Source organism: Planomonospora sp. ID91781, assembly GCF_015711595.1.
Lineage (GTDB): Bacteria > Actinomycetota > Actinomycetes > Streptosporangiales > Streptosporangiaceae > Planomonospora > Planomonospora parontospora.
In genome coordinates this window covers 21,357-34,975 of the sequence record NZ_JABTEY010000006.1, presented here as the reverse complement: position 1 = coordinate 34,975, position 13,619 = coordinate 21,357, and the positions used below count along the sequence as shown (strand labels likewise).

11 protein-coding genes are annotated in these 13,619 nt (G+C 65.9%); 7 read left to right on the top strand and 4 right to left on the bottom strand.

Going from position 1 to position 13,619, the window contains the following annotated elements:
- From HS048_RS36595 to HS048_RS36580, 4 genes are all read left to right on the top strand, one after another.
- On the top strand, positions 1–1,142 hold a 1,142-nt coding region (locus HS048_RS36595; RefSeq protein ID WP_196470401.1), incomplete at its 5' end, for a tetratricopeptide repeat protein.
- Positions 1,143–1,727: 585 nt separating this feature from the next.
- A complete protein-coding gene (locus tag HS048_RS36590) occupies positions 1,728–1,955 on the top strand; it encodes a hypothetical protein (protein ID WP_191898529.1) in 228 nt (75 codons plus the stop codon).
- A complete protein-coding gene (locus tag HS048_RS36585; protein WP_196470400.1) occupies positions 1,952–3,091 on the top strand; it encodes a pentapeptide repeat-containing protein in 1,140 nt (379 codons plus the stop codon). The genes HS048_RS36590 and HS048_RS36585 overlap by 4 nt, the downstream gene beginning before the upstream one ends.
- Positions 3,092–4,132: 1,041 nt before the next feature.
- Positions 4,133–4,516 carry a hypothetical protein gene (locus tag HS048_RS36580; protein ID WP_196470399.1) on the top strand — a complete coding sequence of 128 codons (384 nt, stop codon included), beginning with the start codon at positions 4,133–4,135 and terminating at the stop codon, positions 4,514–4,516.
- A 337-nt stretch (positions 4,517–4,853) separates the two neighbouring features.
- Here the strand turns inward: HS048_RS36580 and HS048_RS36575 are convergent, their stop codons facing one another.
- Positions 4,854–5,588 (bottom strand): nuclease-related domain-containing protein, encoded by a 735-nt coding sequence (locus HS048_RS36575; protein ID WP_196470398.1) that lies wholly within the window; start codon positions 5,586–5,588, stop codon positions 4,854–4,856.
- Positions 5,589–5,853: 265 nt separating this feature from the next.
- On the opposite strand from HS048_RS36575, the gene HS048_RS36570 reads away from it, so the two are divergent.
- Positions 5,854–6,750 (top strand): hypothetical protein, encoded by an 897-nt coding sequence (locus HS048_RS36570; RefSeq protein WP_196470397.1) that lies wholly within the window; start codon positions 5,854–5,856, stop codon positions 6,748–6,750.
- Positions 6,751–6,798: 48 nt separating this feature from the next.
- Here HS048_RS36570 and HS048_RS36565 read toward each other — a convergent pair whose 3' ends face one another.
- Positions 6,799–7,107, bottom strand: coding sequence for a hypothetical protein (locus tag HS048_RS36565; RefSeq protein WP_196470396.1), 309 nt, complete (start codon positions 7,105–7,107; stop codon positions 6,799–6,801).
- 534 nt (positions 7,108–7,641) lie between these two features.
- Between HS048_RS36565 and HS048_RS36560 the strand changes: the two genes are divergently transcribed.
- Both HS048_RS36560 and HS048_RS36555 read left to right on the top strand, forming a co-directional pair.
- A complete protein-coding gene (locus HS048_RS36560; protein WP_196470395.1) occupies positions 7,642–8,892 on the top strand; it encodes a hypothetical protein in 1,251 nt (416 codons plus the stop codon).
- A 91-nt stretch (positions 8,893–8,983) separates the two neighbouring features.
- Complete coding sequence (locus tag HS048_RS36555; RefSeq protein WP_196470394.1) at positions 8,984–9,463, top strand: hypothetical protein; 480 nt, start codon at positions 8,984–8,986, stop codon at positions 9,461–9,463.
- Between the two features lie 366 nt (positions 9,464–9,829).
- On the opposite strand, the gene HS048_RS36550 is transcribed toward HS048_RS36555, so the two are convergent.
- Together HS048_RS36550 and HS048_RS36545 are read right to left on the bottom strand one after the other, a co-directional pair.
- A complete protein-coding gene (locus tag HS048_RS36550) occupies positions 9,830–10,705 on the bottom strand; it encodes a GntR family transcriptional regulator (protein ID WP_196470393.1) in 876 nt (291 codons plus the stop codon).
- A gap of 1,864 nt (positions 10,706–12,569) precedes the next feature.
- A complete protein-coding gene (locus HS048_RS36545; protein ID WP_307832768.1) occupies positions 12,570–13,517 on the bottom strand; it encodes a site-specific integrase in 948 nt (315 codons plus the stop codon).
- Positions 13,518–13,619 lie beyond the last annotated feature (102 nt).

The following is a 13,619-nucleotide window of genomic DNA, read 5'->3' as shown; positions in this document are numbered from 1 at the left end:
ACCGGGCTGCCGGGAACCTGAACCGCGCCATCGCCCTGTTCGAGCAGACCCTCACCTCCTGCGAGCGGGTGCTCGGCGACGACCACCCCGACACCCTGAACTCCCGCAACAACCTCGCCAGCGCTTACCGGGCGGCCGGGGACCTGAACCGCGCCATCGCCCTGTTCGAGCAGACCCTCACCGACCGGCAGCGGGTGCTCGGCGACGACCACCCCGACACCCTGAACTCCCGCAACAACCTCGCCAGCGCCTACCGGGCTGCCGGGGACCTGAACCGCGCCATCGCCCTGTTCGAGCAGACCCTCACCTCCTGCGAGCGGGTGCTCGGCGACGACCACCCCGACACCCTGAACTCCCGCAACAACCTCGCCAGCGCTTACCGGGCGGCCGGGGACCTGAACCGCGCCATCGCCCTGTTCGAGCAGACCCTCACCGACCGGCAGCGGGTGCTCGGCGACGACCACCCCGACACCCTGAACTCCCGCAACAACCTCGCCAGCGCTTACCGGGCTGCCGGGGACCTGAACCGCGCCATCGCCCTGTTCGAGCAGACCCTCACCTCCTGCGAGCGGGTGCTCGGCGACGACCACCCCGACACCCTGACCTCCCGCAACAACCTCGCCAGCGCCTACCAGGCGGCTGGGGACCTGGATCGCGCCGTCCCTCTGCTGGAGCAGACCCTCACTGACCGGCAGCGGGTGCTCGGCGACGACCACCCCGACACCCTGAACTCCCGCAACAACCTCGCCAGCACCTACCAGACGGCCGGGAACCTGAACCGCGCCATCGCCCTGTTCGAGCAGAACCTCACCTCCTGCGAGCGGGTGCTCGGCGACGACCACCCCACCACCCTGACCTCCCGCAACAACCTCGCCAGCACCTACCGGGCTGCCGGGGACCTGGATCGCGCCGTCCCTCTGCTGGAGCAGACCCTCACTGACCGGCAGCGGGTGCTCGGCGACGACCACCCCGACACCCTGGCCTCCCGCAACAACCTCGCCAGCACCTACCGGGCTGCCGGGGACCTGGATCGCGCCATCGCCCTGTTCGAGCAGACCCTCACCTCCTGCGAGCGGGTGCTCGGCAAAAACCACCCCACCACCAAGACAGTGCGGGGCAATCTGGAAGTAGCCAGGAGGTAGGGGCGTCCGGAGAACTGGACTCGTAGCCGATCACCGGTGTCCTGTCTCGTTGAACTTGAGGCATGAGGGCTCTCTGACCTGCGGTGCCTCAGATTGGATGAGACACCATCCGTCGAAGCCGTCTCATCGATCATGAGGCAGATCCTCGTTTCGCTTGGGGAGCCCGGTCGGTCGAGCCTGGTCAGGGGATGACCGTCTCACGTACATGAGGCATCCGAGGGAATGCCTCATGATCAGTGAGACATGCCTCAGCTCGGATGAGACCGAACAACCGGAGCCGGAAAGCCTTCAAGAATGGGCGGAATGCCGAGTTCCTGAGGTGCGTTAAGCCGGCCTTACCGCAATCCAGGATCGCCGGGACACCTGATCGGCGGCCCGGCCTCCTTCCGGCGAGCGGCGGTTCCGCGGGCTTGACGGCCCGGGACGATTGAGTCCATAATCGACCCGCCGGGCAGTAGCATGCCCGAATTCAAAAAGCCTCGACGGCCTCGCCGCTCGGGGCTTTCGTCGTTTTCGGCCTCGGTCGGTCCGCTCGGACCACCGGGGCCTTTTTCATGCACGGACGCAACAGACTGGAGGACAAGGATGTCGGACGAGACGATGGTGATCCTGGCCGGAGCCGGAACGGTGGTGACCGTGGCACTGATCATGGGCGTGGTGGCCGTCGCGCTGCGCGCGCTGAACCGCTGCCCGTCCGAACAGGTGCCCGCGGTGCTGGCCGGCCTGACCCGCTTCGCCGGGGTGCTGCTGCGCTCGCGGCGCGTGGCCGGCGGCGCGGCTCCGGCGAGCCTGGAGCAGGAGGAGGCCCGATGAAGGCCGCGCGCCGCCGTGCAGCACCGGAAAACCCCGACCACCGCCGGGTCGATGACGATGACATGATCCGTACGCTGACCATCAACCTCGTCCGTACCATCGTCGGCTTGCCCTGGCCCCAGCAGTTCGAGCTCGTGCGCCGCCTTGGGCTTTCCCCCGTACCAGCCAGCCCGGAGGCCGATGCGGGAACTGGTGATGACCTGCCCGCCGACCTTCTCGCCTCGCTGGCAACGATGGTCCGCGATGCGTCATGGATGCAGGACTACACGCTCGGGCCGCTGATCTGGCGCCCGATCGCCAAGGCCCTGCGGCTGGCCCTGGTCCAGCTCGCGGGCTGCTACTTCCCCGAGGCCGCGTGCCTGCACCCACCCGAAGACATACCGGACCTGGTCCCCTCGCTAAAGATCGATGTCCGCCGCTTTCTGGCCGGCGCGGACCTGGCCGGCGCGGACCTGGCCGGCGCGGACCTGACCCGCACGCACCTGACCCGCACGCACCTGACCGGCGCGAACCTGACCAGCGCGAACCTGACCAGCGCAGATCTAACCGGCGCGAACCTGACCGACGCGTACCTGGTCGACGTGGACCTGACCGATGCGGACTTGACCGGCGCAAAGCTGGCCCGCGCGGACCTAACCGGCGCGACCTTGACCGGCGTGAAGCTGATCGGCGCGTACCTGGCCGGCGTGAAGCTGATCGGCGCGTACCTGGCCGACGCAGACTTGACCGATGCAGACCTGACCGGCGCGAACCTGACCAATGCGTACCTGGCCAGCACGGACCTGGCCGACGTGGACCTGATGCTTGCGTACCTGGCCAGCACGGACCTGGCCGGCGCGAAGCTGACCGATGCGGACCTGACCGACATCCGCACCCGCAGTCCGCGTCCCAAGGGTGCGATTCTCGCCGATGTAATCGGCCTGCCAACGTCCTGGGGGGAACGCCACATCAGATCCAGCGCCACCCCAGCTGCTGCTGCCCGCGAAACCAGACGGGCCGGAGGACAGATGCAGCATGCCGTGCTGGCTATCAGAGCCAGCCAAGCAGAGCCATCAGTAAAGATCATCTACTTATTGAACGCCCAGGTAAACCAGAATGCGGTGTCGAACGTCAGGCTTGCCTTCTACGTAGAGTAATTGGTCACATGCGTATTAGTAGCCAAATGTGAACCCAGATGACGAGGAGAACTGGTGCGGTGAGCGCCACCGCCGGGATCTGCATCCCCGCAGGTTTTTGCCTTGTCGGAGAAGCCGGCCGCAGAGGCGCTCCAGCTGTTCGCCAGGTCTATCTGGCCATGGTCGCTTCTGGCTCCCGGGACCAACTCTCCCGGGAGCCAGAAGCTTTGATCAGGCCCTTGCATCTGTGCTGAGTGGGCTGTCAGTTGGGACATCTGGCACATCCAGCATCAGGCAGGCAGGCCTGAACCCCCGTCGGACGGCACATGCTACGCCGAACGCGGGAGACTTTTAGAGCCTAATAGATCAAATGAGGCGAAGGCGCTCTAACTCGCCATCTCTGGACGAACGGATATATACCGCCCCATCGGCTGTCAAGATCTCTTGGACGAAGGCGTAGAGCTGCAAGGCTCGGTTGATTGCATCCGTCTTGCTGTCACCAGTGAGATGAACAGCCTGCTCAAGCGCCTGGGATGAGCGAGCGGTGAGGTTGACGGTAACCCGCTCCAAGGGCGCATTGGTTCGCTGGCCTGAGGATCGGATCCCTGGTGCTGCGCTGTCCCGTTTGCTGTCGACGCTCGCGTTCCGCGGCATGATGCGAACCTTCCCTTCTGAACGAGCTGCCTGGCGTATGGTCGCGCGGCGACCAGACCGGTCAGGGCGGCGGCAGCTGGCCGCGTTGCCTGCTCGGCGCTTCCCTCACGGTGCCGTCACCCCCTTGGTGCAGACTTCGTGCATACGATGTCCTCTTGGAGACAGTGCACTCCGTGTAAGTAGTATGCGGGTACTTAGCATCGAAGTCAACTGAGAAGATGATGCTAGGCGGTCTTCATTGGACTGTCATGAGAACAGTGACTGACTGAAGTACAGACTCCATACAGATTGTGTATTGATTCCGTATGCTACGCTCCCTCTCGGGATATCTGGTACGTCCGGCGCCTCCGCGGGCAACCCGGCCTTCGGGCTCAGGCTGTCCGCGGAGGCAAGATCACGGGAGGCAACATGAGCAGCATCGGTCAGGGGCGGGGCGAAGAGGAAGCCGGCAACGGCTCCCCGTACATCGAGGAGACCGACCTCAGCAAGGAGGAGCCGAGCGAGAGGGCGGATCTCCAGCTCCAGCGCACCACCTGGGACCTCGAGTTCCAGGGCAGCCGCTTCTTCTCGGTCAAGATCAAGGGTGAAAGTCCCTCGTGGGGCCCGACCCCGGTCGCGGTGGCCCTGTTCATCATGGTGGCGGCCGCCGTGCTCGCCGGGCTCGCGATCGCGACGATCGGCACGGCCACGAGCACCCCGGGCGCCTTCACCATGATCGGCATCATCGTGATCTGCGGCTTCATCCTCATGGCCGGTGTGATCGCGATCTTCCGGTTCCGGCACCGCGAGTAACGTCCCGAAGGGTCCACCACGCAGTAGGTGGTGGGCCCTTACCGGTCCCGTCGCGACTTCCAGGGCCGTCATCGACACCGGTGGCGGCCTTCAACTTGAGCGAGGTCGGGCATGGGTCACTCCAGCAGCATGAACAAGCTCCGGGAAGACGCGAATGTACTGATCATCCCGCCTACAGGGCGAGATCCAGCCTCTCTGGTGCCCCTGGGGGCTTCGCCGCCCCCAGACCCCCGCGCCGCGGACGCACCGCCCGCCCACCGGGCGCGCACCTTCTGACCGCTCATGGCGGACGGCACGGCCGCCCCGGAGGCAAGCGTCGCGCCGTAGCGGGTGATGCTCAGCCGGTGTACGGCGGGAACAGACGCTCGGCGGCCGCGCTCAGTCGGGCAACCTCCTCCGCCGACAGTCGAGCACCGCCCCGGGCGATCCAGTGCCGTACCTGAGAGGCCCGCAGCAAGGGCACGCCCTCCACCCGCATGACCCGCAGCAGGGGCACGTTGGGTCCGTGGATCGCCAGGACCGGCGTGACCTCCACCGGTCGGCCGACCGCCGCGCCGAGCACGTCGGCGACGCGCCGCGTCTCGAAGAGGACCGAGCGTACCGCCTTGTCTCCCCAGGTGCCGCCGATGTGGATGGATCGGCCGCGCCGGGTGATCCGCTTGTCCTTGCTCCAGTTCTTCGTGTCCACAACGAAGATCCCGTTTTTCCCGATCACCAAGTGATCCACATTCGCCCGGGAGTTCGGGAGCGCCCGGTCATGGAGCACCGTGTATCCGCGCCGCCGCAGGGGGCGCAGCATCCGTGCCGTCTTGCGCTCGCCGGCCGCACCCTTGCGCCAGGTCCGCACCGCCTCATGGGTCCGCCACCGATACACCGCATCGACCAGGGCGACGAGCACCGCGGCGGCCAGGCCCGCCAGCCAGCCCCACACCCAGCCGACCACCACGGCGGCGACCACGGCCAGGACCGCCCGAAGGATCAACCGCTGGCGACGACCCTCCGCCCACAACTCGCGGTAGCGCGCCTGAGCTGAACCGCCAGCGCCGGACGTTCCAGGACGGGACACGGCCATCGGACGACCTCCGGAGGGGACGGAGACGAGCACGAGGGGAACGCTTTTCACCGTATGAACGGACCCCGACAGTTCCCGAGGGTCACCCCCCTCTTTGTCCGGATGTGGCCACAGGCGGGGCCGTCGACCGGCTCGACACGGTCGAGGGCGAGCACCAGGACGACGAGCAGGCCCGGCTCGGCGAGGCCGTCGATCACTCAAAGCCTTTCCGTGACAGATTGTTTACACTCAGTGATTTCCGGGAGGCTAGATCACGGGAGGTGACATGCAGGACGACTCCACCACCACAGAACGACGCGGCCGCATGCCGTACAGCCCCGCCCCTCACCTTGAGGTGAACGATCCCTACGACCTGGATGACGGGCCGCCGACCGCTCCACAACCGGCCATCACCGCGTTCACCGCGGTCCCGGGGCCGAAGGTCGGCGGCCCTGCGGACCCGTACACGTCCGGGGAATGGGTGCCCCTTGATCTCTCCGGGTTCATCACGCAGCAGCCCGCACCCGAGCCCGAGCGCGGGCCCGCGGCCGCATGGGCCTGGGTGCAGCTCAACCGCGACCGGTTGGCCCTGCCCGCACTGATCGGCGGGTTCGCCGTCGTGGCCGCCCTCGGCGTGTGGTCGTCCACCTGGAACGACCCCGACCCGCCGGCCACCGGCCCGGGAAACGTCGCCGAGGCCGCCCGGGAGATGCTCCCGCCACCCCGCATGCCAGAAGAGAACGTGCAATCGACGTCCCGCTCCGCGAGCCCTACGCCGAGCCCGAAACCGCCCGCTCGGCGAAGTGAGTCCGACCGCCATACGGCGAAGTCCGGCGAGCACCACCGCGGCGACCAGCGCGACCGATCTCCCGCGGCGCCACCGCGGATCAGTGTCCGCTCACCGGCCAAGGCCGACCGGCCGATGCGACCCGCAGCCGGCACCGTCAAGGCGGGAAGCAGGAGCAGCTCGGCCAGAGCCACGCCGCGGAGAAGCGCGGCCGCGCCGCGCGCCGAGAGCCGCGGCACGGCTCGGTCCACGATCCGCCGGGAGCGCGAGCGCCGATCTCCGTCCCGGCCGGCCCCGGGCCCCGGGCCGCGATGGATGTACCAGCCGGACCCGTGCGCGCACTACGAGCCGTTCCAGCGGCCGTACTGCCGCTCCCTGCTGGGCACCGGCCGCTGAACGACCCCCGATGGCGATCGAGCACCCAGGAGCAGGGCGGGCCGCGCCTCAGGTCGGCTCGGGAGGCGGGGGCTCGGTCACCGGCTCCGGAGGTGGCGGCTCAACCGACGGTTCCGGAGCCGGCGCGTGGTTCACCTGCGCCGGAACGGTGGAGACCGGCGCGGGCACCGGATCGTCGGCGAACAGGCCGCCGAGGACCGCGAACGCGCCGATGGCCAGGACCAGCAGTCCCAGGCCACCGGCGCCGGCTGCTGCGGCACCGGGCGGAAGCCTGCGGAGGTGCGCGCGAACGGTGACCGTCCGCCCGCTGCGAAGGGTCCGCGTGTGCCGGCGGACCCGGGTCGTACGCTCACCCATGCCCTGGGACGGTAGGCGGTCCATCCCCGGCAGAAGAGTCGCGGCGCGGTGGGCTTTTCCTGGCGCGCGAGTGACCACGTTCATCCCCACAGCGGGACGAAACCGACGAGCCCTCCAGCAGGTGGCGTCAAGATTCCGACACGCCCGAGACCGTTGGGGCGTGAGTGTCCCCGCGCGTGGCGTGATCGTGGGAGGATGCGGGACTGACTACCCAGATTTGACGATCAGCAGGAGCCGGCAAGGCAAAAAGAAAACGCCCCCAGAGGGGGCGCTTCCAGCGAGACAACTTCACACGACACGCTTCCGACGTTCAGCTCCGAGGTTTGGCCGCCTGGTGTGAGCTGACCGGCTTTGGCGTGTCTGCCTTTATTCACGTCTGGAGAGACCATAGCAGCCCGCCAGACGGTTAGCCCACTATGCCCTCGATCCGACACGCCGGGGCATGGGCTGACCGACGCCATCCCCCCGGCCGAGACCGCTGCCCGTCGGCGGCCGCGCACGGCCTACTACGAGGGCCCCGAGCAGTTTCCGGGGATGCCTCGCCGTACCTGGTTCCGGCTTGCCGCCCTGCAGCGCCACCGCGGTGAGCTGGCCGACGACTGCGCCTGGCGCATGGCCCGCCACCTGACCCACCGGGCCGATGAGCGCGGCCGTCTGGCTGACCTACAGGCCGTCATGCGCTCCTACGCCGTCGTGCACGCGGTCAGCGTCCGCACCGCCTGGGCCGACTTCCGGCGGCTGCGCGAGGCCGGCTACGTGCGTCAGACCGCGGCCGCCGCCCCGGGCCGGGCCGCCCGCTACGTCCTGGCTGTGCCGCCCGATCTTCCGCCGGAGCTTCCTCGCTCGCTCGGCAAGGCCGTACGGGACGAGATCGACCCCGCCAGCGCCCAGGCGACCGGGAAGATCACCCGAGCCCGCGCCGATGCGCTCCTGGCCGACTGCGAGACCGTCCGCTACGGCTCAGCCACCCGCCCGGCGATCCGCACGCAGCTCGGCTGTGGACGACTTCACACGTCTCCTTATACGCGAGAGGGCTCTCCCCCCTCCCCTCGTGATCATGTCCGGGGGAGCCTGTCAGGCATCCCCCGGAACCCTCATGGGGGTATCAACGATCAAGAACGAAGCCAGGGCCTTTACATCGTAAAGGCGTGTGCGCCGTTCTGGATCCAGCAACGAGGGCCCCACCGTGGCCTGACGCCCGCGCAGATGGCCGAGCTGGCGCCCCTGGTGGCGCTGCTGCTGCGCTACCTGCCCGAGGGCGAGGTGATCGAGCTGCTGACCGAGCAGAGCGCCTCAGCGGCCGATCTGGCCGGGGTGGTGCGCTGGCGCATCGGCCGCCAGCTCGCCGCGGCGCGCCGCCGCGCCCGGGTGCAGGTGCGGGCCGATGAGGACGGCCGCGCCTACGCCGCCGCGATGGCCACCCGCGCCGAGGCCGCGGCCGAACGCTGGGAGCAGACCCAGGCCGGCCGCAAGGCCTTCGCCGAGGCCCGCGCCGCGATGGAAGCCGCCCGCCGACGCCGCACCGAGCAGTCACCTGCGGCAGAGCCGTCCGCTGTGGGTGCGCGGGGCGGGCCGGGATGGGCGGTCGAGCCCGAGGCCGCGCTCCTCGCCTCGCTCGATGCTTGTCGGGATCCGGCCGCCGCCCGCGCGTGGCTCGCCGACGCCACCGCGTTCACCCGGCGCGAGCACGAGCGGTACGACAACAGCTGTACTGTGCGACGGCCCGACAAGCCTCTGATGAGCACCAGATCGTGGGAAGCAACACGTTCGTGGAGAGGCGAATAACGTCAACTACCGCCCTTCACATCCGAAGTAGTGCATGGAACCTATGCAATCGCTCGGACCGCGAGGTCCGACTCACGATGTGGAGAGCGCCATGCGCATCAGATTCGCGGCCGCCCTCGCCCTGCTCCCCCTGGCTGGAATCGCCGCGTGCGGTGCCGCACCGGCCAACTCAGTGGAACAGGCCCCGGCCGCTGCCCCAGCTGTGTCCTCTTCCCCTTCTTGGGAGGCTGTCCCAGGAACCGAGGGGGTGGTCGCAGAGGAAGAAACACCGGAAGAGCCGCAGTACACTCCCCAATCCTCGGACTTCAAGGTCGATATCCGCGTAATGAAGAAGGAGTGTTTCGGGTCAGCAGGTTGCCATATCACCTACCGGATCAAGCCGTCCTACAACGGTTTGCTGCTCTCTGCGGACCAGGAATACACCGTCACCTACGAGGTTATTGGCGGTGATGACTCGCACATCAACTCGTTCACAATAACCGGCGATGAGATGTCGTTTGCCTCAGAAGAGACCATCAGCACGCCTTCCTCCAGCTCCAAGCTCCGAGCTAAGGTCACTGACGTCTTCTGACATGAGCGTCGTGTGCGAGGCTGAACAAATTACCTGCGCCGGATGGGTCCACTGGGTCCAGTGGACCCATCCGGCGCAGGTGTATGGGGTGAGAGGCTAAGCCCGAGGCCGTGCTCCTCTCCTCGTTCGGTCCAGAATCCGGCCGCTGACGCCACGACGTTCAGCTGGAGCCAGACGGCAGTATGGCCGCTGGAGCAGGCAAAGCGTACAGCTGAAGACGCTAGATCGCTGGCCTACTGGGGATGATCTGATCGTCTTTCGGGTTAAGAATACCGCGTCCACGACCTATCGAAATTTCCTGAAATCATCTACGGCAGAATCGCCGCCCTGTCTTGAACTCGGAAAATCCAAAACTGGCTGATCTCATTATGTGCGCTCAAAGAATTTTTCTGGCAGGAGACTTCCACGGGGGCCATTGTCGCAAAGCTCCCTCAGCTTTTCAGGCATTGGGATAGCTGATTTGCTTACATCGTAAGCGAAAATCCAACGTGTAGCGTCATAAAGACTGTCTGTCAAGTCAATTAATACTTCATCGGCAGCGAATGTGAACCGACGGAGCACCGAAACAGGAGTTCCCTGAGGGAGGCCCAGTGCTGCAGCTTCCTCTTGAGTTGGCATCCGGGAGCTGGAGAACTCGAATTTCTTTACTGGATTGTGACCTAGGTGAGACAGCATAGACCAGACACTTCCACCCGGCACTCTCTCCTGTTCAAGGAGTTTAGGTTCTGGAAACAGGTATGCGGGAAGATATGTTATGGCCAAGTGGACATTTCGGCCATCAACACGATACAAGCGCTTACGGATAACGGCTTGAACGTTTTCGCCAAAGAATTTTTCCACATCCTTTGGCGGGATATCTATAGAGCCACTGATCCATCCGACCTCGTGTTCTCTCCCCATTGCGTCGTGATCGAATATAGACATATTTCCTTGTGCGTCTTCCTGTAGACGCTCTTGGCCATGTCTTACGACGAGCGGAAAGTTGCGAACATAGGTTCCGGAGCCTCTGCGGGGTTCTACGAGTCCTTCATCTATCAGAACCCGGATTGCTCTACGGGCAGTGAATTTGCTGCATTTATATTTTTCCTGCAGTACGTTCTCCCCGTCAAGGGCCTCCCCTGGCTTGATCACCTTGTCGTTTACCGCTCGGCGAAGATCATTTGCGATCCGCCGATAGAGCGGCAAGCCCCTGCTTCCCGCTGGGCTAGTACCAGTCGGCATGGCGTCACCCTCGCTAACCATGATCGGTCATCTCCGGAGAACCTGTCACCACCAGATGGTACAGGTACCTTGCGCCATTAAGACCACCTCCACAAAGAGGCATTCGACCAGGACAAATCACGCATTCCTTGACCTCTCCAGAGAACTATGCTCCCCTTCGATTAGGACATCTACGGAGAAGTTCGGCGGCCCCCATGGAGCAGATCGCTTTCGACCTCCCTCTACCCTGCGGAGGCTCCCTCGGATCACCCGGAGACGGGAGGTCAACCATGGGGAAATTGGCGAAAAGCCGACAAATCGGCCTTATGGGTGGAATGGTGACGCCTGGTGGAGGCCGGCTGATCGGCGAGACTCTGGGACGGCGAATCTCATGCGCCGGATGATGGCCCGCCTGCGTTTGAGCCACTGTCGGCCTGAACCGACTTCTATCAAGGGCTTGTCGAGCAACTGGGTCTGCCCCGCCGGGCTGTGCCCGGAGATCGCAGCAAGCGGAAGACCCCCTCACTCATATCCGCAGGGAAGGTCTATCCGTGGGCCGCCATCAGATACTCCGCGTCTATGTGTGCCCCACATCAACCAATGGGCGGCGAGACTGCGGACTCTAGACGTTCCAGTACTGCGTACCGCTCGAGCGGCAGCTGATTATCGGTCGATCATCCTGCAGGGATCGACCGGACCAGGCCCCCCGATTGATCCTCCGAAAAACGGGGCCTACGAGAGGAGAGAGCTCCTATGGCTGCCCCCCGACGACGTCGCCGTAAGATGCCTGGCTTCAGTGATTGGGGACCGCTCGCGATCCGAGCCTTCTTGATCGCCGTCGACTGGTGGGTGAACGGCGGCGGGCCCAGGTAGGCATTCACCTTCCCAGGCCCGCAGTTCCACGCGGGGCCCCGGTTCTTCTTCCAGGTCGGACCGGGGCCTCTTGCATGCACAGTGTAGCTGCCTTGGCCAGCATTTCCACGGGGCTCTATGTGGGAGAGGAGTCGCCTCTTGGGTCCCCGCATCCGCAAGAGTCCGGAGGTATCGTCATCTTTGTCCTTTGTGTCTCTTCGTAGGCTTGCTCGGCTGGGCGATCCTCCCTGTGATCCGGAGCTCGGCAGGCTTCAAGGGCGCCGAGCGCTCTGGCTGCTGGAAGCGACGGCCATCAGGCCTGACGCTCCGCACACCCGTAGGCGAGAGTTCGCGTCTGGGGACAGGGAAGACGGCCGTCACTCCAACCTTCCCATTAGGTGATGACTGTCTCGTCTTCGGCTTCCTCTTCGTAATCCCTCCGGGAATTGCACTGAGTGTCCTCAGCAGGAATCATCTGAAATGATCGAAGCAGAGAACACGAAAGAGCCCCCACGTCCACCTTCCAGGGATCAGACGTGGAGGCCCTCTTTGTACAGGCTCTAGGTCATGCTCTTGCCGGAGCGTCTCCTAGAGCCTTCACTGCGCCAGCCACTCACAGGCGGCTCGGATGGCTTCCGCCACCAAGCGAGCGGTCACTGTGAGCCACAGTGGTTCTTCCGCCGATCCCAACTCTGTGCGCCTACCTCGGCGACGTGATCGCACAGGGTCCTCCCTTCTTGAGTCCGGCTCGTTCGGCCGGCCTAGGCCCGGTCGAAGTAGGACGGGAGAACCTGGCTTCAAGGTAGAGGCCGCAGGAAAGCATGGACAAGTACTCCGTAACTCACACTTTTATGGCCTGTGTCAGGTAATGGAGATACGGCTTTCTGGGTATCCTCGCAAAACGTCTCTAGAGAGGTTCATCTCCGCACTGCTGGACGTGACCCCGGGCGAGGAGATGCTGAGCAGGGCTGAACGGTAATCCGTCGGCCTGTTGCTCTCATGGGGCAGTACTGCCTGAGGCAGGCGATGATCCATTCCCTTAGGGAAGCGCAAGTCAGTGGGTACGGCCACGCGGTGCCAGAACCTCAGTGATCTTGGAGACGGCTTCAGCGCCGGGTTGGACGTAGCGCATGGCGGTGCGTGGGTTCTTGTGGCGGGTTTTGGCCATGATGAGCTGCAAGGGCACTTCGGCCTCGCCGAGATGGGTGGCGGCGCTGTGGCGCAGTTGGTGCAGGTCGAGCCCGGCGTATTTCTCGAGTTGGACGCGAGCGCGGTCGTAGCCGAGACGGGCGCGGCCGGTGTGCGGGCAGATGTCTGCGGCCGCCGGTCGGCGGGCGGGGACGGGGCGGCGCATCGACAGGAACAGCGGCCCGTGCGTTCGCGTGCTGCCGTCGGGGAGCCGGAGCAGGCGGGGCAATAGGTGGGCGGTGCCGGACTCCCAATACACCCATTCAGTCGCGCCGCCCTTGGATCGGACGGGGGCACGGCGGCCTTCCAGGTCCAGGTCCTCGACGTTGAGGGCGAGGATCTCGCCGGCGCGGGCGGCGGTCTCGTACAGCATCCGCCACAGCGTCTTTTCCCGCAGCGGCACGTCGCGGCGGCTCAGCAGCCGGTGGATCGTCGTCTTGGCCACCGCCTTGGTCTCATCCGAGGTCTCGCGGCGCCGTTCGACGTCATCGGGCACGCACGGCGCAGCCCAGCGTTTCTTGGTTCGGCACCAGGTCAGCCAGGAGGCGACGGCGGCGCGGTTGCGGTTCCAGGTGGCTGGCGCGCATCGATCCCACAGGTGGGTGAGCGCCGCGCCGATCTCGTCGTCGGCGACCTCGGGCAGCAGCCGGTCCGGGCCGAGGAGGGCGACGGTGCGGTCGATGGCCGAGGCGTAGGCGCGGTAGGTGTGGGGGTTGGCCAGGCGGGTGCTCGACAGGAACTGCTCGGCCGCCGCGGCCAGGTCGACGCGCTCGCCGCGCAGCGCGGTGACCGTCTGTCCGGCGGCCGCGCTCACGTCGGCCGCCCGGGACTGATGTACCGGATAACGTGCCCGAGTCGCGCACCGGCCGACTGGGCGGATCGCCTGGTCGCCGCGCCGCCATGATCGTTCATGTAC

Excerpts from the sequence above, each read along its gene's own strand:
- HS048_RS36590 (WP_191898529.1), top strand. The coding sequence starts at position 1,728 with ATGTCGGACGAGACGATGGTGATCCTGGCCGGAGCCGGAACGGTGGTG.
- HS048_RS36585 (WP_196470400.1), top strand. The coding sequence starts at position 1,952 with ATGAAGGCCGCGCGCCGCCGTGCAGCACCGGAAAACCCCGACCACCGC.
- HS048_RS36580 (WP_196470399.1), top strand. The coding sequence starts at position 4,133 with ATGAGCAGCATCGGTCAGGGGCGGGGCGAAGAGGAAGCCGGCAACGGC.
- HS048_RS36575 (WP_196470398.1), bottom strand. The coding sequence starts at position 5,588 with ATGGCCGTGTCCCGTCCTGGAACGTCCGGCGCTGGCGGTTCAGCTCAG.
- HS048_RS36570 (WP_196470397.1), top strand. The coding sequence starts at position 5,854 with ATGCAGGACGACTCCACCACCACAGAACGACGCGGCCGCATGCCGTAC.
- HS048_RS36565 (WP_196470396.1), bottom strand. The coding sequence starts at position 7,107 with ATGGGTGAGCGTACGACCCGGGTCCGCCGGCACACGCGGACCCTTCGC.
- HS048_RS36560 (WP_196470395.1), top strand. The coding sequence starts at position 7,642 with ATGCCTCGCCGTACCTGGTTCCGGCTTGCCGCCCTGCAGCGCCACCGC.
- HS048_RS36555 (WP_196470394.1), top strand. The coding sequence starts at position 8,984 with ATGCGCATCAGATTCGCGGCCGCCCTCGCCCTGCTCCCCCTGGCTGGA.
- HS048_RS36550 (WP_196470393.1), bottom strand. The coding sequence starts at position 10,705 with ATGGTTAGCGAGGGTGACGCCATGCCGACTGGTACTAGCCCAGCGGGA.